The organism is Delftia sp. WSY_16, assembly GCF_043104415.1.
In the GTDB taxonomy this organism is placed as follows: Bacteria; Pseudomonadota; Gammaproteobacteria; order Burkholderiales; family Burkholderiaceae_C; genus Comamonas; species Comamonas tsuruhatensis.
Map to the genome: position 1 here is coordinate 1 of NZ_JBICKS010000011.1, position 20,982 is coordinate 20,982.

Genomic DNA, 20,982 nt, shown 5'->3' on the forward strand with positions numbered 1-20,982 from the left:
CCCACGCTTATCGGCTGTATATTTTTAAGGATCGAAGCGAAGAATTTCTTCTTTGCTTCTGACTTGCTGCGATCAGCGAAGTCTTGAATTCTAGCACAGTTTTTAGCGTCGTTGCAATCAAATTTCTTCGATCTTTTCAACACCAGCGATCTGCATCGCTCTCTTCAGCAGAGCCTTGCATTGTAGCACGTTTTCCCAACAAGCCAACAAGAAGAACTTCGCCACCGCAACCAGAGCATCAGCCCCAGCCACTTGATCAGGCCACCGAAGCAACCCTCTCATAAAAAAAAGCCACCCTTGCGGGTGGCTTTTTGATTTTGGCGGAAACGGAGGGATTCGAACCCTCGATGAGGCTCTACACCCCATACTCCCTTAGCAGGGGAGCACCTTCGGCCACTCGGTCACGTTTCCGGAATGACGTTATTGTAACGTGCTTTTTTGCCGGTTTCGGCAAAACATCGATTTTATTCCGTCTTGTCGAGGCCGAAGGCGGTGTGCAGCGCGCGCACGGCCAGCTCCAGGTACTTCTCGTCGATGACGACGGAGGTCTTGATCTCGGAGGTGGAGATCATCTGGATGTTCACACCTTCCTGGCTCAGCGCACGGAACATGGTGGAGGCCACGCCCACATGGCTGCGCATGCCGATACCGACGATGCTGACCTTGGCGATGTTGGGATTGCCGACGACTTCGGAGGCACCCAGGGCAGGCACGACCTTGTCACGCAGCAGTTCCATGGCGCGCTGGTAGTCGCCCTGGCTGACGGTGAAGCTGAAGTCGGTTTTGCCTTCCTTGCTGATGTTCTGGATGATCACATCGACTTCGATGTTGGCGTCGGCCACCGGGCCCAGGATGCCGTAGGCGATGCCGGGGGTGTCGGGCACGCCGAGAACGGAGATCTTGGCTTCGCCGCGGTTGAATGCGATGCCGGATACGACGGCCTTTTCCATTTTTTCGTCTTCCTCAAAAGTAATCAGCGTGCCGGAGGTGGACTCTTCCTCCAGGTCGATGTCCCAGGGCGTGAAGCTGGAGAGCACACGCATGGGCACCTTGTACTTGCCGGCAAATTCCACGGAGCGGATCTGCAGCACCTTGGAGCCGAGGCTGGCCATCTCCAGCATTTCCTCGAAGCTCACGGTGTTCAGGCGCTTGGCAGCCTGCACCACGCGCGGGTCGGTGGTGTAGACGCCGTCCACGTCGGTGTAGATCAGGCATTCGGCCGCCTTCAGCGCCGCAGCCACGGCCACGGCCGAGGTGTCGGAGCCGCCACGGCCGAGCGTGGTGACGTGACCGTTGGGATCAATGCCCTGGAAGCCGGTGATGATGACCACGCGGCCAGCGTCGAGTTCGGCGCGAACGCGCTTGTCATCGATGGACTCGATGCGCGCCTTGGTGAAGCTGCTGTCCGTGCGCACGGGAACCTGCCAGCCCGAGAAGCTGATGGCTTCCAGGCCTTCGGCCTGCAGCGCAATGGCCAGCAGTGCCGACGACGCCTGCTCGCCCGTGGAGGCGAGCATGTCGAGTTCACGGTAGTACGCCGTTTTGGCCGAGCTGGGAGCCAGCTCGCTGGCCAGGCCCAGCAGACGGTTGGTTTCGCCACTCATGGCGCTGGGGACGACCACCATCTGGTGACCGGCCCTAGCCCACTTGGCCACGCGCTTGGCAACGTTGCGGATGCGCTCTGTCGAGCCCATCGAGGTGCCGCCGTATTTATGAACGATCAGTGCCATTGGATATCAGGGTGACGAAACTGCTAGGCACGGCGCTGTACGACAGGGGGTGCTTGTGCAAGCCAGGTGCTCAAGAGGACTGCGCATGTAGCGAAATGTCCGTCCAGACCCGTCTTGCGCAAGCCATTTGGTTTTGGCGCGCCGCCGGTTTTCGTGCAAAGTTGGACCAAAACCTGTCAATTGTACCAATCGAGCACTGACCCCAGGCGCCGTACAAAACCCCTGCCCATCTTGAGATGGATGCGGTGGCCTCGCGTACGGCAAACGCCGACCTGCGCGAGCAGTTGATCGAGCTGCGCGGCGCTCGGGGTGGTGGCATGCACGCTGCGCAGCCAGTGGCGCAACACATTGGCCTGGCGCGCTGGGCTCAGCGCCTGCAATGCGGCGATGCGGGGCGGGTTGCCCACCGCACCCAGGTCGGCCTGGGCCATCTCCTGCAGGAGCTCGGCCGCTTCGGCGCAATGCCGGCTGCTGCGCGCAAAGGTGGCGCGAAACTGGGGGAAGGCTTGGTGCAACGCCGGCAGCAACTGGGCGCGGATGCGATTGCGGGTGTAGCGGGCATCGGCATTGGAAGGGTCTTCCACCCACTCCTGGCCGCGCGCAGCAAGCCAGTCCCGCAATACCTGGCCAGGCAGATCAAGCAGCGGTCGATACCACGCAAGTCCCGCCCTGCTCCACTGCGCCGGCATGGCGGCCAGCCCCGCAACGCCGGCGCCGCGCGACAGTGCCAGCAGCAGCGTCTCGACCTGGTCGTCGGCATGCTGAGCCAGGGCCAGGCTGCGAACGGCAGGCATGGGCACACCGCCCTGCGCAGGCCAGGGCTCGTTGGCCGCCTTGATCAACGTGGCGTAGCGCAACTGACGCGCCGCATCCTCAGGGCTTTGGCCCGGCGCGTGGCGCGCATCCACGCGGCAGATCTTCAAGGGGACGGCATGCTGCGCACAGGTTTTTACACACTGGAGCACAAAGGCATCGGCGGCCGACTGCAAACCGTGGTGCACATGGATGGCGACGACCTGGCCCGGCCAGCGCTCGGCGCAGGCCAGCAGCAACGCAGTGGAGTCCGCTCCGCCGCTGAAGGCAACGGCCAGCGGCAGCGGTGGTGCAAAGCGCTGGATGGCAGCACCCAAGGCGGCGCCTGACGCGACGTCTGACGCGGCGTCTGGCGAGGTGTCCGGCAGGTTCTGCGGCAGGTCGGTGATCGGCATTTCCACAGGCTTGGATCAGGTATGCCAGGGCTCAGGCCGAGTCCCGGCGCAAAAAGAAAACGGCTCCCAGGGGGAGCCGTTCAGTGTGCCAGAGCGTGGCGCAGGCCTTCAGCGATTGTCTGCCTTGGTATCGGCGAAACGGCCGTAGCTTTGCAGGCGCTCGTAGCGGCGGTCCTGCAGCTCCTTGGGCTTGAGGTCGGCCAGCTGGCGGTAGGCATCGCCCAGCGCACGCTTGAGGAAGGCGGCCATTTGCTTGGGGTCGCGGTGGGCGCCGCCCACGGGCTCGTTGACGATCTTGTCCACCAGGCCCAGGGCCTTGAGGCGGTGAGCCGTGATGCCCATGGCATCGGCCGCGTCCTGGGCCTTTTCGCCGGTCTTCCAGAGGATGGACGCGCAGCCTTCCGGGCTGATCACGGAGTAGACGGCGTATTGCAGCATCAGCACCTGGTCGGCAACGGCAATGGCCAGTGCGCCGCCCGAGCCGCCTTCACCGATGACGGTGGTGATGATGGGGGTCTGCAGCTGGGCCATCTCATAGATGTTGCGGCCGATGGCTTCGGACTGGCCGCGCTCCTCGGCCTCGATGCCGGGGAAAGCGCCGGGCGTGTCCACGAAGGTGAAGACCGGCAAGCCGAACTTCTCGGCCGTCTTCATGAGACGCAGGGCCTTGCGGTAGCCCTCGGGGCGCGTCATGCCGAAGTTGCGCAGCGTGCGCTCCTTGGTGTCGCGGCCCTTCTGGTGGCCGATGACCATGCAGGACATGCCATTGAAGCGCGCCAGCCCGCCCACGATGGACTGGTCGTCGGCAAAGTGCCGGTCGCCGTGCATCTCGATGAAGTCGGTGAAGCAGTCGCGCACATAGTCCAGCGTGTAGGGACGCTCGGTATGGCGCGCGATCTTGGTGATCTGCCAGGGCGAGAGGTCGCTGTAGATGTCCTTGGTCAGCTGCAGGCTCTTTTTGCTGAGCTGCTCGATCTCTTCCGAGATGTCGACTGCGCTTTCGGTCTGCACGTAGCGCAGTTCCTCGATTTTGGATTCGAGCTCGGCAATGGGCTGCTCAAAATCCAGAAAGTTCTTTTTCGCCAACTTGTTTCTCCTTGTCCCAGCCAGGCACGGTGCATGCGTTCCGGCCGGAAAACGGGGGTTGATCGGGTGTGATCGGTTTGTCTTCAGGCGGCAGGCTGCGTCTCGAGCGAGCGCCAAATATACCAAGTCGCCACGGTGCACCACGGCTTCCAGGCCTCGGCAACCTCGCGCGCCTCGCTGCGGCTGACGGGGTCGCCTGAAAAATAGTTCTGGCTGATGCCCGAGATCAGGCCTGCATCGTCCAGCGGCAGCACATTGGGCCGCTGCAGGTAGAAGATGAGGAACATCTCGGCCGTCCACCGGCCCACGCCGCGGATGGACATGAGCTCGGCCACGATGGCTTCGTCACTCATGCCCTGCCAGTCGTCCTGGTGCAGGCGGTGCTCGGTGAAATGCATGGCCAGATCCACCAGGTAGTCCACCTTGCGGGCGGACAGGCCCACGGCGCGCATGTCGTCCACCTTGAGCTTGAGCACCAGGTCAGGCGTCATCCGCGCAGGCAGGCGTGCGAACTTGTTCCACAGCGTCTGCGCGGCCTTCATCGAGATCTGCTGGCCCACGATGGAGCGCGCCAGCGTGGCAAAGGCATCGCCACCGGGCTGCAGGGCCAGGTGGGCAAAGCGCGGGATCAGGCGCTTCATCACGCGGTCGCGGCGCACGAGCTGGCGGCAGGCCTCGGCCCAGTAGGCAGGCGCGCCTTCGGGCGGCGCGGGCAGCGATATCTTGGCCTTGGGCGTGGCGGCAGCGGCCGCTGCGGCGGCAGGCGGCGAGCCTGCGCGCGCACCCAGCGTCACCACCGGCAGCGGGGCCGGTTGCTGTTCGGGCACGGGCAGATCGGCCACCAGCGGCAACTGCTCGAAATCCATGGTGTCCAGGGGTTTGGCGGAGGCCATCAAAGCACCTCCCCGCACCTGGCGCGGCACATCTGGCAAGGCATACGGATCAGCCCTTGGCGGCTGCCTCCCAGGTCGTGCCTGCAGGGGAGTCCTTGAGCACGATGCCCTGCTCCAGCAGGGCCTTGCGGATGCGGTCGGCCTCGGCCCAGTCCTTGGCCGCCTTGGCAGCTGCGCGTGCGGCAATCTGCGCCTCGATGGCGGCGGCATCCACATCTGCCGCTCCTGCCTGCAGGAAGGCCTGGGGGTCGCCCTGCAGCAAGCCCAGGCATCCAGCCAGGGCCTTGAGCAGGCCCGCCGTCTCGGCGCTCTTGCTGCGATTGACTTCTGCAGCCAGCTCGAACAGCACGGCCACGGCCTCGGGCGTGCCGAAGTCCTCGTCCATCGCAGCCTTGAAGCGCGCGGCAGCGGGATGGCTCCAGTCGATGGCGACCTCGGCAGGGGCCACCAGGCTCAGCGCCGTGTACAGGCGCTTGAGCGCGCCGCGCGCATCGTTCAGATGCACGTCGCTGTAGTTCAGCGGGCTGCGGTAGTGGCTGCGCACGACGAAGAAGCGAACGGTCTCTGCGTCGTACTCCTTGAGCACGTCGCGGATGGTGAAGAAGTTGCCCAGCGACTTGGACATCTTCTCGTTGTCCACGTTGATGAAGCCGTTGTGCATCCAGACCTGCGAGAAAGGCTTGCCGGTCGCGCCTTCGCTCTGGGCAATCTCGTTTTCGTGGTGCGGGAACTGCAGATCGGCACCGCCACCGTGGATGTCGAAGCTCTCGCCCAGCATCTCGCAGCCCATGGCCGAGCACTCGATGTGCCAGCCCGGCCGGCCCGCGCCCCAGGGGCTGGCCCACTTGACCTCGTCGGGCTCGCTGGGCTTGGCGCTTTTCCACAGCACGAAGTCCAGCGGGTCCTGCTTGCCGTCCTGCACGGCCACGCGTTCGCCGGCCTGCAATTCGTCCAGCGACTTGCCCGACAGCTTGCCGTAGCCGGGGAACTTGCGCACGGCAAAGTTCACGTCGCCATCGCTGCCCTGGTAGGCCAGGCCCTTGTCCTGCAGGCGGCCGATCATGGACAGCATCTGCGGCACGTATTCGGTGGCGCGCGGCTCATGCGTGGGGCGTTCGATGCCCAGGGCGTCGGCGTCCTGGTGCAGCGCGTCGATCATGCGGTCGGTCAGCGAACGAATGGTCTCGCCGTTCTCCACGGCACGACGGATGATCTTGTCGTCGATATCGGTGATGTTGCGCACATAGGTCACGCGATTTCCGCTGGCCCGAAGCCAGCGCTGCACCACGTCGAAAGCGACCATGGAGCGCGCGTGTCCCAGGTGGCACAGGTCGTACACGGTCATGCCGCACACATACATGCGCACATGGCCCGGTTCGATTGGCGAAAACGCTTCCAATGCACGCGACAGCGTGTTGTAGATACGCAAACTCATGGATGTTCATCAGGGGAGAAAGGGCCGCTGCAGGGGGCGCGTCCCACGCGCCGCCGGACCCTTGGCGCCGATGCAGGCATGCTCAGCAGGGAGCAGGAGCGGCAGGCGCAGAGCCCGTGTGACCCAGCACACCCCTCAGCTACAATTCACAGCAGTATAAGCCCGCGCCGCGGGGCGTTTCCCCGAGGCCCCGAAAGCACCTACATGCCTCTACGCAACTCGTTTCGCTCCGCCCTGCGCCTCGCGGCACTGGCGGCCCTGCTCGCAACAGGCCACGCCCACGCCGACGACTATACGGAAGTGAACCAGTTGCTGCGCAACGGCAAAAGCACCCAGGCCCTGGCACGCGCCGAAGCCTATCTTGCCAAGAACGCACGCGACCCCCAGATGCGCTTTCTCAAGGCCGTGGCCCTGACCGACAGCGGCAAGACCGACGAGGCCATCGCCGCGCTGAACCAGCTCATCGAGGACTACCCCGAGCTGCCCGAGCCCTACAACAACCTGGCCGTCATCTACGCAGGCCAGAACCAGCTCGACAAGGCCCGCTCTGCCCTGGAGTCGGCCGTGCGCAACAACCCCAACTACGGCGTTGCCTACGAGAATCTGGGCGACATCCACGCCCGCCTGGCCTACGAGGCCTACGGCAAGGCACAAGGCCTGGACGGCCGTGCTGCCAGCGTGCGGCCCAAGCTCAAGCTGCTGCGCGAATTGCTGGCTCCAGTCACCGGCACCAAATAGAAGACACGGCCCGCACGCGCACCCCGGCGCCCAGGCACGGCGGTCTGCACGCCATTTGGGTCTTGCCACGCCTGCGCGCACGCGCAGGAACCTGCCCCGGTTTTCCCACTCCATCCCCCAGCCCTTTGGCTTTCTCAGGAGATTTGCATGACCACACGCCGCATTGCGTCGCTTTCCCTGGCCGGCATGGCCCTGGCCGCTTCCCTTTGCACCGCCCTACCCGCCATGGCGCAGAACGCCACACCCAAGGTGCAGCTCAAGACCAGCATGGGCGACATCGTGCTGGAGCTGAACGAGGCCAAGGCCCCCAAGACCGTGGCCAACTTCATGCAGTACGTGCGCGACAAGCACTATGACGGCACGGTGTTCCACCGCGTGATGGACGGCTTCATGATCCAGGGCGGCGGCATGGACGCCAGCCTCAAGGAAAAGCCCACGCGCGCGCCGATTCCGCTGGAAGCGGACAACGGTCTCAAGAATGACCGGGGCACCATCGCCATGGCGCGCACGGGCAATCCCAACTCGGCCACCTCGCAGTTCTTCATCAACGTGGTGAACAACGACATGCTCAACGCACCCAAGCCTGACGGACACGGCTACGCCGTCTTCGGCCGCGTGGTCCAGGGCATGGATGTGGTGGACAAAATCCGCACGGTGGCCACGGGCAACCAGGGCATGCACCAGAATGTACCCACCAAGCCGGTGACCATCCTCTCGGCCACCGAAGTCAAGTAAACCGCGCGCCGCGCCCAGCGTGGCACGCCCCTGCCCTCCACCCAACAAGGAATCGCCATGAGCAATCCCCAAGTCGAACTCCACATCGCCGACCACGGCGTCATCACCCTCGAACTCGACGCCGCCAAGGCCCCCAAGAGCACTGAGAACTTCCTGGCCTATGTGAACAAGGGCCACTACGACAACACCATCTTCCATCGCATCATCGATGGCTTCATGATCCAGGGCGGCGGCTTCGAGCCCGGCATGAAGCAAAAGGGCACCGATGCGCCCATCGAGAACGAGGCCAAGAACGGCCTGAAGAACGACAAGTACACCATCGCCATGGCCCGTACCGGCGACCCGCACTCGGCCACCGCCCAGTTCTTCATCAACGTGGCCGACAACGGCTTCCTGAACCACACCTCGCCCAGCGCCCAGGGCTGGGGCTATGCCGTGTTCGGCAAGGTGGTCAAGGGCACCGAGATCGTGGACAAGCTGCGCGGCGTGAAGACCGGCCGCAACGGCGGCCACCAGGACGTGCCCAAGGATGACGTGATCATCGAAAAGGCCGTGGCCCTGTAATCAGGCGCCCTTCCGACAAGGCGGCTGCCCCCTTGGCGTGCAGCCGCCCTGTTGTCCATGCACATGGCCCGCCCCTGGCCGTGCCCATGGACAACAGCCCTGCTCCAGAGCCTTCCCCAGCCTTCATGCAGCGCCCTTGCCGGGCGCGCACCCGCCCATGGCCCAGACTGCCGCACCTCGCCCTCCCTGCGTGCCGCCCATTGCGGCCGAATGGACACTGCCCGCGGCCTGGCGCACGCTGGACTTCATCTCCGACCTGCACCTGCAGGCCTGCGAGCCCGCCACCGTGCAGGCCTTTCGCCGCTACCTGCACGCCACGCAGGCCGATGCCGTCTTTCTGCTCGGTGACCTGTTCGAAGTCTGGGTGGGCGACGACGCCTTGCTGGAGCCCGGCAGTTTCGAGGCCGATTGCGCCGCCACCCTGCGCGAGGCCGCCGCCCGCAGGCCGCTGTTCTTCATGCAGGGCAACCGCGACTTCCTGACCGGAGCGCAGTTCGATGCGCTGTGCGGCACGACCACGCTGGCCGACCCCACCGTGCTCGACTGCGGCGACCAGCGCATCCTGCTCAGCCATGGCGATGCCCTGTGCCTGGACGATACGGACTACCAGCGCTTTCGCGCCATGGCGCGCTCCGCCGCGTGGCAGGCGGCCTTCCTGGCGCAGCCGCTGCCGCTGCGCCGCGAGCAGGCACGCGGCATCCGGCAGGAGAGCGAATCGCGCAAACGTGAATCGGCCGGAGCGGACGCAGCCGCCCCCTCCGCCAGCCACACCGCCGCCATGCCCACCTATGCCGACCTGGATGCCGAGGCCACGCGCAGCTGGCTGCGCGCCGCACGCGCCGCCACCCTGGTCCACGGCCACACGCACCGCCCGGCCGACCATGAACTGGGCGATGGCCTGCGGCGTGTGGTGCTCAGCGACTGGGATTTGGCAGCCGCCGTGCCGCGCGCCGAAGTGCTGCGCTGGGAGCAGGGCCAGGGCCTGCGGCGCCTGCCGCTGTCCGAAGTACTTGAACAGGCGCCCCAACGATGAGCCTCTGGCGACAACTGGGCCACTGGGTCCGGCGGCTGGGCCGCCGCGCACGCTCCGCCGTCTCGCCGGTGCCTGAGATTCCAGCGCCGCTGTGGCTGTCCACGCTGGCCGCCTACCCCTTTCTTTCCTCGCTGACGCTGGAGGAGCAATCGAAGCTGCGCGCACTGGCCGCCGTCTTCCTGCAGCGCAAGCGCTTCCACGGCGCGCACGGCCTGCAAGTGAGCGACGCCATGGCGCTGGAGATTGCCGCCCAGGCCTGCCTGCCACTGCTGCACTGGGGCGAGCCGCAGGGCGCGCTGTCCTGGTATGACGACTTTGTCGGCATCGTGGTGCACCCGGGCGATGCCGTGGCACGGCGCCAGAGCATGGACGAGGCCGGCGTCATCCACGACTACGACGAAGTGATCATGGGCGAGGCCATGCATGGCGGCCCCGTCATGCTGAGCTGGCAGGCCATCGGCGCAGGCCGCGGGCCGCATGCCAGCCACCACGGTCACGGCGGCCAGGCCGCCAACGTGGTGATCCACGAATTCGCCCACAAGATCGACATGCGCAACGGCGGCGCCGATGGCTGCCCGCCCCTGCCGCCCGGTTTCATGGGCAGCGGCTCCGCGCGCCAGGCCCGCGAGATATGGCAGGCCGCCTGGGCGCCGGCCTACGACGCCTTCCGTGAGCAGATCACCATCGCCGAACGCTTTGGCGGCGAATGGCCTTGGCTGGACGGCTATGGCGCCACGGCGCCCGCCGAATTCTTCGCCGTGGCCTGCGAAGCCTTCTTCGTGGACCGCGCCCGCTTTGCCCTGGAATTCCCCACGCTGGAGCCGCTGCTGGCTGCGCTCTTCAAGCCGGCCACCCGTCACCCCTGATCGGAGCAAACCTCCTTCAGCGTCTGGGCGAACAGGCGCTGCTCCTCGTACTGCCCGCCCGCCTTGCGCTCGAACAGGGTGATGGGTGGCAGGGTCCAGCCAAAACGGTGGCGCACGATGCCCACGCCCGCGATGCGCACCAGTTCCTCGGCAATGTCGGCCGGCACGATGGACACGGCCCGCTCATTGGCCGCCACCAGTTCGCCGATCACCTTGGCCGAGAGCGTTTCCACAAACGGCGGCGGTGGCTCCACGCCCGCGCGCAGAAAAAAGTCGGTGATCTGCTCGCGCATGGGCGTGCGGCGCTGGCCCAGCACCCAGTCAAGCCCCGTGAGTTCGGCCCACTGCAGAGGCCGGCGCCCCAGCCGCGTGGCCAGGCTGCGGTGGGCGATCAGGCGAGGCTCCTGCTCATAAAGCACGCTGTGCCGTATGCCGCTCATGTCCAGCACGGCCGAGGCGCGGCCAATCACGCAGTCCAGCTCATGTGCGCGCAACTTTTGCAGCAGGCGGTCGCTGGTGTCCTCATGCAGCGTGACCGTGATGCGCCGGCCTTGCGGCCGCGTCCTGCCGATGGCCTCGGCCAGCATGCGCGCCGGCAGGAAGGGGATGACACCCACCTGCAGGTGCGCCGCACGCTGCTGCCCCACGGCCTCGATGTCGTGGGCCCAATGGTCCAGATCGGCCAGCATGCCCCGGGCGCGCGCCAGCACCAGCGCACCCAGCTCCGTAGGCTCCATGCCGCGCGCAGAACGCAGGAACAGCGGCGCGCCGAACAATGACTCCAGCTCGGCCAGGGCCTGGGTCACGGCGGGCTGGCTGGTGGCCATGCGCTCGGCCACGCGGGTCAGCGTGCCCAGCTCGCTGATGGAGCGCAGCAGCAGCAAATGCTTCATCTTCAAACGCGTGGCCATGCGGTGGGCCAGTTGGGCAGTGGTCGATGCAGTGCGGTTTTGCGGCATGGCTTCAGGCGTGGCGCGTCATAAGCAAAACCATATTGAACAATAAAAACAAACGAATTTCTGCTTATGCATGCGTTCCAGAATTCCTGCGTCTTGCACACCCAGAACGAAAGGACCAGGCAGACCATGGATGGCATGTTTTTCATCATCGCGCTGGGCGCGGCGGCGGCCGGATTCGTGCAGGGCCTGTCGGGCTTTGCCTTCGGCATGGTGGCCATGTCGTTCTGGGCCTGGGTGCTGGAGCCGCGCGATGCGGCCGTGCTCACCGTCCTCGGCTCGCTGCTGGGCCAGGTGCTGTCGGCCATCACCGTGCGGCGCGGGTTTGCGCTGGCAAAGCTGCTTCCCTTCATCCTGGGCGGTCTTGCCGGCATTCCGCTGGGTGTCTTGCTGCTGCCGCACCTGGACATGGCCTGGTTCAAGGCCCTGCTGGGCGGCATGCTGGTGCTGTGGTGCCCGGTGATGCTGCTGTCGGCCCGCCTGCCCAGGCTGGCGCGCGGCGGCAGTGTGGCAGACGGCGCCGTGGGCCTGGCGGGCGGCGTGATGGGAGGACTGGGCGGCTTCACGGGCACGCTGCCCACGCTGTGGTGCACGCTGCGCGGCTACCCCAAGGATGAGCAGCGCTCGGTCATCCAGAACTTCAACCTGTCCATGCTGGCCGTGACCATGGCCACCTACCTGGGCACCGGCATGGTCGCGCGCAGCATGCTGCCGCTGTTCGCCATCGTGGCGCCGGCCATGCTCATTCCATCGCTGCTGGGCTCCAGGCTCTATATCGGCATCAGCGAGATGCGTTTCCGGCAGATCGTGCTGGGCCTGCTGTGCCTGTCCGGCGTGGCGCTGCTGGCCTCCTCGGTGCCGGTGCTGCTGCAGCGCGCGGGCTGAGCGCGCCGAACGCGCTGCCGGGAAGGCCTGGAACCAAGCCTGCGGGCTGCAGCAGATGACCAGGCAACGGCAGCAACACGTGCAGGGGCTGGGCAATGAACTGGCCGCCGCCAAGAAGGATCTGCAGCGCGCGCAAGACTGGGCACTGCCTTCGAAAAAAGGCGGGGCAGGAATCGCTCCCTGCTCCGCCTTCAGGCGCCCGCCGCGTGGCGGGAACGCCTTCTTCTCCCTCGATGGCGCATCAGTACCGCGCGTCGGCCGGCTTCTTGTCCTTGGGCCAGTCCTTGTGCTTGTTGGCAAAGTCCGGGCGCGGCTGGTGGCTGAAGTACTCGGCCACGTCCACGGCCTCCTGGTCGCTGAGGCCGCCCTGGCCCAGCGGGAAATTGCCATGGAAGGCGATGGGCATGTTGCGCTTGACGAAGGCCGCTGCCGTGTAGGTGCGCGCCATGCCCGCGCCGATGTTGAAGGACTGGTCACCCCACAGCGGCGGATAGACCCACTGTCCCTTGGCATTCTTCACGCCTTCGCCCTCGCCGCCATGGCAGACCGCGCACTGGGCCGCATAGACCTTCTTGCCGTTGTCCACGTTGGGCACGATGGACTGGCTGATCTTGCCCACGCCCCGGCCTTCGACCTTGTCCTCGGGCTTGGTTTCGCGGCGCATCCAGTCGAAGTAGGCGACCATGGCCTTGATCTCGTCGGACTCCAGCGGCAGGGGCTTGCCGTTCATGGAGCGCAGGAAGCAGCCATTGATGCGGTCCTCCAGCGTGATGACGCGGCCCGCGCGCGGCGCATAGCCAGGAAAGAAGGCCGAGACACCGATGTAGGGCGAACCATCGGCCACCGTGCCCGCGTTCAGGTGGCAGCTGGCGCAGTTCAGCGCATTGCCCACATTCCTGGGCAGCAGGTCACGCGTCTCTATGTTCAGGCGGGCGCCGTAGACCAGTTGCTTCGCGTTGGATTCGTCCAGCATGGCGGCCAGGCGCGGCGTCTCGAAGGGGCGTGCGCTTTCGCCCTTGGCATCGAGCTGCTTGCGCATGGATTGCACCTCCTTGGCATGGATCTCGCGCGCATCGGCACGGCCCCAGCTCTTGCGGGCGAAGTTGAGGATGTCGGCGATCTCCGCATCCTTGAGCTGTGCGAAGGCCGGCATGGTCAGCGGCCGTGCATGGCTTTGCGTGACGGGCGCCTTCCAGCCCACCAGCATCAGATGGATCAGCGTGGACGGGTCCTGCGACTGCAGCGAAAAATTGCCGGCCAGTGGCGGGAACACGTCCTTCACGCCGCCGCCATCGGCACGGTGGCAGTCGGCGCAGAACTGCAGATAGCCCAGACCGCCCCGGCTGGCGTAGAGATCCGCAGGCACGTCGGAAGACACTGCCGACGTGGCGGACGGCGCATGCCCGGAGGCCTGCGGCGCCGGATGCGGGGCGATGACCGGCCCCGGCCCCTGGGCCACCTGCATGGGCAGGTCGTTCTTGCCTGCGGGCAGCGACTTCAGATAGATGCCGATGGCCAACAGGTCCTCGTCACTCATGTACTGGGTGCTGTGCTGGACCACATCGACCATGTTGCCGGAGACCGTGCCGTGGCTGTTGCGCCCGGTCTTGAGCAGTTGGGCGGTCTCCTCGGGTGTCCACAGGTCGCGCAGGCTCAGTGCGCGCCAGTTCTCCACGGTCTCGCCGGCCAGGAAGTACTCGCCCTTGCGGCCCTCGCCGGTCATGGTCTTTTCCTGGAAGCCCACGCCGCGCGGCGTATGGCAGGCGCCGCAGTGGCCCAGGCCCTGCACCAGGTAGGCGCCCCGGTTCCACTGGGCAGTTTGCTGCGGTTGGGGCTGGAAGGGCGCGTCATCCAGAAACACCCAGTTCCACAGCGCCAGGCCCCAGCGCTGGTTGAAGGGAAAGCCCAGGTCGGACTCCTTGTTGGCCGCCTTCACGGGCGCCACGCCCTGCATCAGGTAGGCATACAGGGCCTGCATGTCCTCGGCCGTCATCTTGGCGTAGGAGGGATAGGGCATGGCCGGGTACATGTTGCGGCCATCGGCCGCCACGCCCTTGCGCATGGCGCGGTCGAACTGATCGAAGCTGTATTTGCCCATGCCCGTATCGGCGTCAGGCGAGATATTGGTGGAATAGATCTTGCCGAATGGCGTCTCCAGCGCCAGGCCACCGCCCATGGGCTGTGTTTTATTTCCGGTATGGCAGGCCACACAATCACCCAGTCGCGCGATATAACGGCCACGGTCTACCAGGGTTCTTTGCTCGGCGGTCAGGTCCGCCGCATAGTCGGCGGGCAGGTCATCGATGATCTGCGGCATTTGCGCATGATCCACCTCGGGCGCCGGCGCCGAGATGGCGAGCTGCCATGCGGCAGCCGACAGCACGGCCACGCACAGCAGGCCTTGCTTGAGCGAGAGTTTCATCGTCTTCTATCCCGTGAAATAAATTATTATTGAAAGAGAAAATCGGATATTGACGAGATATTCCACCCAACGCATGCAACCATTGCAGCAAATATCAATCTCTTTGCGCAATATCTTCTTATATATACAAATTCTAGTGGAATCACCCTATTTTTTGATGCAAGCCGACGAAAAAGATAAGCCACTTGCGCATTTAACGCGGGCTTAATCCATCCACAGGAAAAGTGGCGGCGCAAATGGGGCGCAGCAATGCAAAGCGGCCCCGCGAAGGGGCCGCCATGTGTACATCCCGGGGATGCCCCGGGTGCGTGGACAGGCTCGGCTCAACCCGCGTGGATCATCCGGCGCGCGGCCTGCGCCACGCTGTGTGCATCCACCCCAAAGTAGCCGCGCAGCGCCGCACGCGTGTCGCTGCGGCCGAAGCCGTCCGTGCCCAGCGTGAGGAAACGGCGGCCTGCGGGCAGGAAGGCGCGCACGGTCTCGGGCACCGCGCGCACATAGTCGGTGGCGGCAATCACCGGGCCCTGCGTACCTTGCAGCAGCTGCGCGATCCAGGGCTGGCCAGGTGCCTCGCCCGCCAGCATGCGCTGCTCGCAGGCCACGCCATCGCGCGCCAGCTCGCTCCAGCTGGTCACGCTGACCACGGTGGCGGCCATGCCCTCGCTGGCCAATTGCTCGGCGGCCTTGAGCACTTCGGTGAGGATGGCGCCCGATCCCAGCAAGGTGACATGCTGCGTGGCACGGTCCGCATCGCCAAAACGGCTGAACACATAGGCGCCGCGCAGCACGCCTTCGGCAGCGCCTGCGGGCAGGTCGGGCTGGGCATAGTTCTCGTTCATCAGCGTGACGTAGTAGAAGACATCGCGCTGCTCGACCAGCATCTCGCGCATGCCGGCGTCCAGGATCACGGCGAGTTCGCCGGCATGCGCAGGGTCCCAGGCCTTGCAGTTGGGAATGGTGGCCGCCACCAGATGGCTGGAGCCGTCCTGGTGCTGCAGGCCTTCTCCGCCCAGCGTGGTGCGGCCCGAGGTGGCGCCCAGCAAAAAGCCGCGCGCCCGCTGGTCGGCCGCCGCCCAGATGGCGTCGCCCACGCGCTGGAAGCCGAACATGGAGTAGTAGATGTAGAACGGAAGCATGGCCAGGCCGTGCACGCTGTAGCTGGTGGCCGCCGCCGTCCAGCTGGCGACGGCGCCGGCCTCGCTGATGCCCTCCTCCAGGATCTGGCCGTCCAGCGCCTCGCGGTAGGACAGCACCGAGCCGATGTCCTCGGGCGCGTAGCGCTGGCCCAGGCTGCTGTAGATGCCCACCTGCTTGAACAGGTTGGCCATGCCGAAGGTGCGCGCCTCGTCGGCCACGATGGGCACGATGCGCGGGCCCAGCTGCGCATCCTTGAGCAGGCTGCCCAGCATGCGCACGAAGGCCATGGTGGTGCTCATTTCCTTGCCGGCAGGCGCCAGCGCGAACTGGGCGTATTGCTCCAGCGCTGGAACGGGCACGCGGTCGCACACCGTTTCGCGGCGCGGCAGTGCGCCGCCCAGGGCCGTTCGGCGCTCGCGCAGGTACTGCATCTCGGCACTGTCATCGGCAGGCTTGTGGAAGGCCAGGCCCTTGGCCTGCTCGTCGCTCAGCGGCAGGTTGAAGCGGTTGCGGAACTCGATCAGGTCGGTCTCGTCCAGCTTCTTCTGGCTGTGCGTGGTCATCTTGCCCTGCCCGGCCGAGCCCATGCCGTAGCCCTTCTTGGTATGGGCCAGGATCACCGTGGGCTGGCCGCGATGGGCGGCAGCCGCTGCATAGGCCGCATGGATCTTCACCAGATCATGGCCGCCGCGCTTCAAGCGGTCGATCTGCTCGTCCGTCAGGCCCTGGGCCAGGGCGGCGAGCTCGGGGTTCTGTCCAAAGAAATGCTCGCGGTTGTAGCGGCCGTCCTTGGCGGCGAAGGTCTGCATCTGCCCGTCCACCGTGCCGCCCAGCGTGCGTGCCAGGGTGCCGGTGATGTCGCGAGCCAACAGCCCGTCCCAGTCGCTGCCCCACAGCAGCTTGACCACGTTCCAGCCCGCGCCGGCGAACAGCCGCTCCAGTTCATCGACGATGCGGCCGTTGCCGCGCACCGGGCCGTCCAGGCGCTGCAGATTGCAGTTGACCACCCAGACCAGGTTGTCCAGCCCCTCGCGCGCGGCCAGCGTGAGGGCACTCATGCTTTCGGGCTCGTCCATCTCGCCGTCGCCGAACACGCCCCAGACCTTGCGCTCCTGGCAGTCCAGCAGGCGGCGGTGCGTGAGATAGCGCATGAAGCGCGCGTGGTAGATGCTGCTGATGGGGCCTATGCCCATGGAGCCCGTCGGGAACTGCCAGAAATCGGGCATCAGCCAGGGATGGGGATAGCTGGACAGGCCTTGCGCGCCAGCGGCCGGCGCGCTGATCTCCTGCCGATAGTGCTGCAGGTCCTGCTCGCTCAGCCGCCCTTCCAGGAAGGCGCGCGCATACACGCCGGGGGCGCTGTGCGGCTGGAAGAACACCAGGTCGCCTCGGTGCTGGCCCGGCGCCAGCCCCTCCCGGGCATGGAAGAAATGGTTGAACCCGGTCTCGAACAGGTCGGCCGCGCTGGCGTAGCTGGCGATGTGCCCGCCCAGCTCGCCATAGGCCTGGTTGGCGCGCACCACCATGGCCAGCGCATTCCAGCGCATGATGGACGCCAGCCGCTCCTCCATGGCCAGGTCGCCCGGAAACACCGGCTGCTGCTGCGCGGCCACGGTGTTCACATAGGGCGTATTCAGGTCGGGCTGCCAGCCCAGGCGCTGCTCGCGCGCCATGCGCGCCAGCTCTTCGAGCACGAAGCGCGCGCGCTGCGACCCCTCGGCGGCGACCAGGGCCGCGAAGGCCTCCCGCCATTCGGTGGTTTCCTGGGGATCGGTATCGATATCGGCCAGCGTGGCCAGCGGCGTGGGTGCGTTCATGCCCGCCACTTTAGGACTGGCGGACCGGCATGAGCAGCCGTTCATGGATAAGGGAAACGCCATATTCCAGCATTTCATGCCGGCATCTACATAAAATCCGGCACATGAAACTGGACACCATCGACTTGCGCATTCTGGCCGAGTTGCAAACGGACGGCTCGCTGTCCAACGTGGAGCTGGCGCGGCGTGTGCACCTGTCGCCCTCGCCCTGCCTGGCGCGCGTCAAGGCGCTGGAGAAGGCCGGCGTGATCGCGCGCTATGTGGCGCTGGCCAATGCGTCGGCCCTGGGGCTGGGGCTGAACGTGTTCATCAACATCAGCCTCAAGTCCCAGGCCAAGGAATCGCTGGCCGACTTCGAGCGCCGCATTGCCGAGCACGACGAGGTCATGGAGTGCTACCTGATGAGCGGCGACGCCGACTACCTGATCCGCGTGGCCCTGGCCGACATCGGCGCGCTGGAGCGCTTCATCGTGGAGCAGCTCACGCCGATTCCGGGCATAGAGAAGATCCGCTCCAGCTTCACCCTCAAGCAGGTGCGGTACAAGACCGCCCTGCCCCTGCCGGCCGCAGGCTGAGGCCGATGGAGACTGGCCTCAGCCCGCAGGCTTGGCCATCTCGCCGGTGGCGATGCGGCGGCGCAGCTCGCCCAGCACGGCCTTGAGGCGGCGCTCGTTGTCCAGCCCCACGCGCACCAGCATCTTCTGGCCGCTGGACAGGGCCTGCAGCTCCGGGTCGGCGTATTCGTAGCGCACCCAGGGCTGGACGGAGGGCACCTCGCCCTCCACTTTGGTCAGCCTGACCTGCACCGGACCCGCGGGCTCGGGCGCGGCGCGCAGATGGTCTATGACGGCAATGAGACGATCGTTGAAATAGCGGCTGGGATAGCCCAGGTCTTCATAGGCGGTCTGGAACAGGGGATACAGCCGGGCATAGAGCTTGACGGCCCCGTCCATGGGAATGGACTCGGCGAAGGCCACGAAGGCCTTGTAGCGTGCGGCGTTGGCGGGGGAGATGGCCTGTGCCTCCCCGGCCTCCGCGGCGCCCTCCACCGTGAAACGCTGCGGCGCGGGGTGCACGGGCCAAAGCCGTGCTGGGGCCTGGGAGCGGGTCAGGTTGTCCACGGTGGCCACGGCGCGGCGCACAAAACCGTCCATCTGCAGAAAGCTGCCTGCCTTGTCACGGCCCAGCAGGCCGTTGAGGGCCTGGGCGACATGGGCGTCGGAGTCCTGCAGCGCGGGCAGGCCGGGCGCGGGTGGCTCCAGCGCATCGACAGGGTTCTGGGGCTCGGTCAGCTCGGGCGCGGGGACGGGTTCAGGCTCGGCAGGCTGGGCGGGCGCCTCTGCCACTTCGGGCGGCGCCTCGGGCACGTCGGCGGGACGCCACCAGTACCACCAGGCTGCGCCCCCCAAGGCGGCAGCCGCCAGTACCGCTGCGGCGATGCCGAAAGCCGATGGGCCGGAGGATCTGGCGCGGGGGCGGAAGTCTTGGGGGTCGCGTTCTGGCATGGATGGGTCCTTTGGCTTGGGCAGGGGGCTGGCAGCACAGTTGCCGCAGGACGTGCGACAGCAAAGCACAACCGGGGTTCCCGGGCTTTCCTGACACCAGCCCCTGACTGGTGTTTATAAGCCGCCCCGCTGCCCGCGCAGGCCCTTGTGCGCGCCAGGCAACAAGGCGTTACCCGGCTTACGCGGCCAGCCTGCGCACAAGAAGGGGGCGGTGCAGCAGGCTCAGCCCTGCGTGCCCAGATCCTGGAGCCAGGCCATGGCGGCCTGCAGCTCGTCGGGGCGGATCTCATGCATGCTCGGGTATTCGTGGTAGCTCAGTTGCAGCGGCAGGCGCTGCACGTGGCTGCGAATGGCGTGGGCGCTGGTCAGCGGAATGACGTTGTCGTAGGTGCCGTGGCTGACCCAGAGCGACTTGCCGTCGAAGGCCGCGTCAGGAGCCTGGTGCGGCAAGGCCTCGGGCAGCAGGCGGCTGTGCCAGCACATGGCGGCGCGCAGCAGCGCGGGCTGGGTCAGCAGCAGGCTGAGCGCCATGATGCCGCCCTGGCTGAAGCCGCCCGCCACGGTACGCTGGGCAGGAATGCCCAGCCGCGCGCCAGCCTGCTGCACGGTCTGGGCCACCAGGGCGCGGCTGTGCTCTTCCTGCGATGCGTGGATGTGGCGCGTGCCGTTGGCATCCACCGTGAACTGGAACCAGGCATGGGCACTGGGCCCCATGGAAAACGGGGCACGCAGGCTGAGCACGTGGAACTGCGGCGGCACGAACGATGCGAGGCCGAACAGGTCCTGTTCATTGCTGCCAACGCCATGCATGAGCACCAGCAGCCAGGGCTGCTGCCCCGGTGCGGGTTGTGCGGGGCGCTCCAGCGCCAGCAGGGGCAGGTCGATCATCACGGACTCCTTGGTTTTTAAGCGATTTCCGGGACCGGGGTGGTCCCGGGCAACGCGCCATTGTGGCGCCTCGCCAAGTCCGCGGGGGCAGGAGGTTATGCCGCCTGCGCGTCCTCGAAGGCCATCGCATCCATGGCCAGGATGGAGTACATGACTTCGCGGCTCAGATACCGAGGCCGCGCCGTGGCGCCGGCCGCGCCCAGGGCGAAGTACAGCGGCATGAAGTGCTCTTCGCTGGGATGGGCGCGCCGGGCCGAGGGAGCGCGTGCGCGGTAGTCCAGCAGCGCGGGCAGGTCCTGCGCCTGCAGGCGCGACTCGATCCAGCGGCTGAAATCCTGCACGTAGGGCGAGGAGGCGCTGGAGCCGCCGACGGCATGGTCGTCCTGCAGGCCATCCTGGCTGCGCAGGGCCTGCACGGCGTCGTCCACCCGCACCGTGGCCTCGCCCATACCGCCCCGGAATTCGGCCAGGTTGTGCGTCATGCTGCCGGAGCCGACGATGAGCACCCCTTCATCGCGCAGCGCCGCCAGGGCCGCGCCCAGCGCATGGGTTTCGGCCGGCCCGGCCGAGGCGGGAAGGGACAGCTGCACCACGGGCAGGTCGGCATCCGGCAGCAAATGCATCAGCGGCACCCAGGCGCCATGGTCAAAGGGCCGCTGCGCGTTGGCGGTGGAGGCAATGCCTGCGGCCTGCAGGCGGTCCATGACTTCCTGCGCCAGCTGGGGCGCGCCGGGGGCCGGATACTGCAGTTCGTAGAGCGCGGGCGGGAAGCCGCCGAAGTCGTGCCAGGTGGAGGGCGTGGCTCCGGTCATGACTTCCACGCCATGCGACATCCAGTGCGGCGACATGACGACCACGCCGCGCAGCGGGCCGTGGGCCTGGCGCAGCGCCCTGCCCCATTGCGCGAGCACGGGGCCTGTTTCACCCGGCTCCAGCGCGAACATGGGCGAGCCATGGGAGACGTAGAGCACGGGCAGCCGAGTGCCGGCCGAAGCGGCTATGGAGGATGCGCCGGAATCGAGGGAAGCGTGAAAATCTTGCATTCCCCTAATGTAGGGACGCAAGCGGGCCGCGCCAAGCCGCC

At 66.5% G+C, this 20,982-nt stretch carries 18 protein-coding genes and 1 tRNA gene; 7 read left to right on the plus strand and 12 right to left on the minus strand.

The genetic code is table 11. The annotated features are described in order from the left end of the window. Positions 1–318: 318 nt before the first annotated feature. From ACF8O7_RS06380 to cysS, 6 genes are all read right to left on the minus strand, one after another. A tRNA-Ser gene (locus tag ACF8O7_RS06380) sits at positions 319–411 on the minus strand. Between the two features lie 53 nt (positions 412–464). Beyond that, the gene (locus ACF8O7_RS06385; RefSeq protein WP_016450530.1) at positions 465–1,730 is read right to left on the minus strand and encodes an aspartate kinase; all 1,266 of its coding nucleotides are present in this window, start codon (positions 1,728–1,730) and stop codon (positions 465–467) included. A 176-nt stretch (positions 1,731–1,906) separates the two neighbouring features. After that, positions 1,907–2,938: a tRNA lysidine(34) synthetase TilS gene (gene tilS, locus ACF8O7_RS06390; protein WP_126311679.1), complete on the minus strand. Its 1,032-nt coding sequence runs from the start codon at positions 2,936–2,938 to the stop codon at positions 1,907–1,909. 108 nt (positions 2,939–3,046) lie between these two features. Next, on the minus strand, positions 3,047–4,024 hold the full coding sequence (locus ACF8O7_RS06395) for an acetyl-CoA carboxylase carboxyltransferase subunit alpha (protein WP_016450532.1): 978 nt from the start codon (positions 4,022–4,024) through the stop codon (positions 3,047–3,049). 83 nt (positions 4,025–4,107) lie between these two features. Beyond that, entirely contained in the window at positions 4,108–4,917 is an 810-nt protein-coding gene (locus ACF8O7_RS06400) for a DNA-3-methyladenine glycosylase (RefSeq protein WP_016453875.1), read from the minus strand. A gap of 49 nt (positions 4,918–4,966) precedes the next feature. Next, on the minus strand, positions 4,967–6,352 hold the full coding sequence (gene cysS / locus ACF8O7_RS06405) for a cysteine--tRNA ligase (protein ID WP_047325717.1): 1,386 nt from the start codon (positions 6,350–6,352) through the stop codon (positions 4,967–4,969). A 204-nt stretch (positions 6,353–6,556) separates the two neighbouring features. Here cysS and ACF8O7_RS06410 point away from each other — a divergent pair, with 204 nt between their 5' ends. The 5 genes from ACF8O7_RS06410 to ACF8O7_RS06430 all read left to right on the plus strand — a co-directional run bounded on the left by ACF8O7_RS06410 (position 6,557) and on the right by ACF8O7_RS06430 (position 10,288). Next, positions 6,557–7,090 carry a tetratricopeptide repeat protein gene (locus tag ACF8O7_RS06410; RefSeq protein ID WP_016450535.1) on the plus strand — a complete coding sequence of 178 codons (534 nt, stop codon included), beginning with the start codon at positions 6,557–6,559 and terminating at the stop codon, positions 7,088–7,090. Positions 7,091–7,237: 147 nt separating this feature from the next. Next, positions 7,238–7,825 (plus strand): peptidylprolyl isomerase, encoded by a 588-nt coding sequence (locus ACF8O7_RS06415; RefSeq protein WP_016450536.1) that lies wholly within the window; start codon positions 7,238–7,240, stop codon positions 7,823–7,825. A gap of 57 nt (positions 7,826–7,882) precedes the next feature. Beyond that, positions 7,883–8,389 (plus strand): peptidylprolyl isomerase, encoded by a 507-nt coding sequence (locus tag ACF8O7_RS06420; protein ID WP_016450537.1) that lies wholly within the window; start codon positions 7,883–7,885, stop codon positions 8,387–8,389. Positions 8,390–8,546: 157 nt separating this feature from the next. Then, on the plus strand, positions 8,547–9,422 hold the full coding sequence (locus ACF8O7_RS06425) for a UDP-2,3-diacylglucosamine diphosphatase (RefSeq protein WP_016450538.1): 876 nt from the start codon (positions 8,547–8,549) through the stop codon (positions 9,420–9,422). Next, the gene (locus ACF8O7_RS06430; RefSeq protein ID WP_016450539.1) at positions 9,419–10,288 is read left to right on the plus strand and encodes a zinc-dependent peptidase; all 870 of its coding nucleotides are present in this window, start codon (positions 9,419–9,421) and stop codon (positions 10,286–10,288) included. The genes ACF8O7_RS06425 and ACF8O7_RS06430 overlap by 4 nt, the downstream gene beginning before the upstream one ends. Here the strand turns inward: ACF8O7_RS06430 and ACF8O7_RS06435 are convergent. Then, the gene (locus tag ACF8O7_RS06435) at positions 10,279–11,247 is read right to left on the minus strand and encodes a LysR family transcriptional regulator (protein WP_151019580.1); all 969 of its coding nucleotides are present in this window, start codon (positions 11,245–11,247) and stop codon (positions 10,279–10,281) included. The two genes, ACF8O7_RS06430 and ACF8O7_RS06435, sit on opposite strands and share 10 nt — an antisense overlap. Positions 11,248–11,313: 66 nt before the next feature. Between ACF8O7_RS06435 and ACF8O7_RS06440 the strand changes: the two genes are divergently transcribed. Then, entirely contained in the window at positions 11,314–12,129 is an 816-nt protein-coding gene (locus ACF8O7_RS06440; protein ID WP_392442798.1) for a sulfite exporter TauE/SafE family protein, read from the plus strand. 241 nt (positions 12,130–12,370) lie between these two features. Here ACF8O7_RS06440 and ACF8O7_RS06445 read toward each other — a convergent pair whose 3' ends face one another. Then, on the minus strand, positions 12,371–14,551 hold the full coding sequence (locus tag ACF8O7_RS06445; RefSeq protein WP_392442801.1) for a c-type cytochrome: 2,181 nt from the start codon (positions 14,549–14,551) through the stop codon (positions 12,371–12,373). Between the two features lie 323 nt (positions 14,552–14,874). Then, entirely contained in the window at positions 14,875–17,505 is a 2,631-nt protein-coding gene (gene mdeB, locus ACF8O7_RS06450; protein WP_392442804.1) for an alpha-ketoglutarate dehydrogenase, read from the minus strand. 104 nt (positions 17,506–17,609) lie between these two features. Between mdeB and ACF8O7_RS06455 the strand changes: the two genes are divergently transcribed. Continuing rightward, the gene (locus ACF8O7_RS06455) at positions 17,610–18,080 is read left to right on the plus strand and encodes an Lrp/AsnC family transcriptional regulator (protein ID WP_012204416.1); all 471 of its coding nucleotides are present in this window, start codon (positions 17,610–17,612) and stop codon (positions 18,078–18,080) included. Positions 18,081–18,098: 18 nt separating this feature from the next. On the opposite strand, the gene ACF8O7_RS06460 is transcribed toward ACF8O7_RS06455, so the two are convergent. The 3 genes from ACF8O7_RS06460 to ACF8O7_RS06470 all read right to left on the minus strand — a co-directional run bounded on the left by ACF8O7_RS06460 (position 18,099) and on the right by ACF8O7_RS06470 (position 20,941). Continuing rightward, positions 18,099–19,010, minus strand: coding sequence for a DUF3014 domain-containing protein (locus tag ACF8O7_RS06460; RefSeq protein ID WP_126311687.1), 912 nt, complete (start codon positions 19,008–19,010; stop codon positions 18,099–18,101). 222 nt (positions 19,011–19,232) lie between these two features. Beyond that, positions 19,233–19,898, minus strand: a complete 666-nt coding sequence (locus tag ACF8O7_RS06465; RefSeq protein ID WP_016450545.1) for an alpha/beta hydrolase — start codon at positions 19,896–19,898, stop codon at positions 19,233–19,235. Between the two features lie 95 nt (positions 19,899–19,993). Further along, complete coding sequence (locus ACF8O7_RS06470) at positions 19,994–20,941, minus strand: dioxygenase (RefSeq protein WP_047219655.1); 948 nt, start codon at positions 20,939–20,941, stop codon at positions 19,994–19,996. Positions 20,942–20,982: the final 41 nt, after the last annotated feature.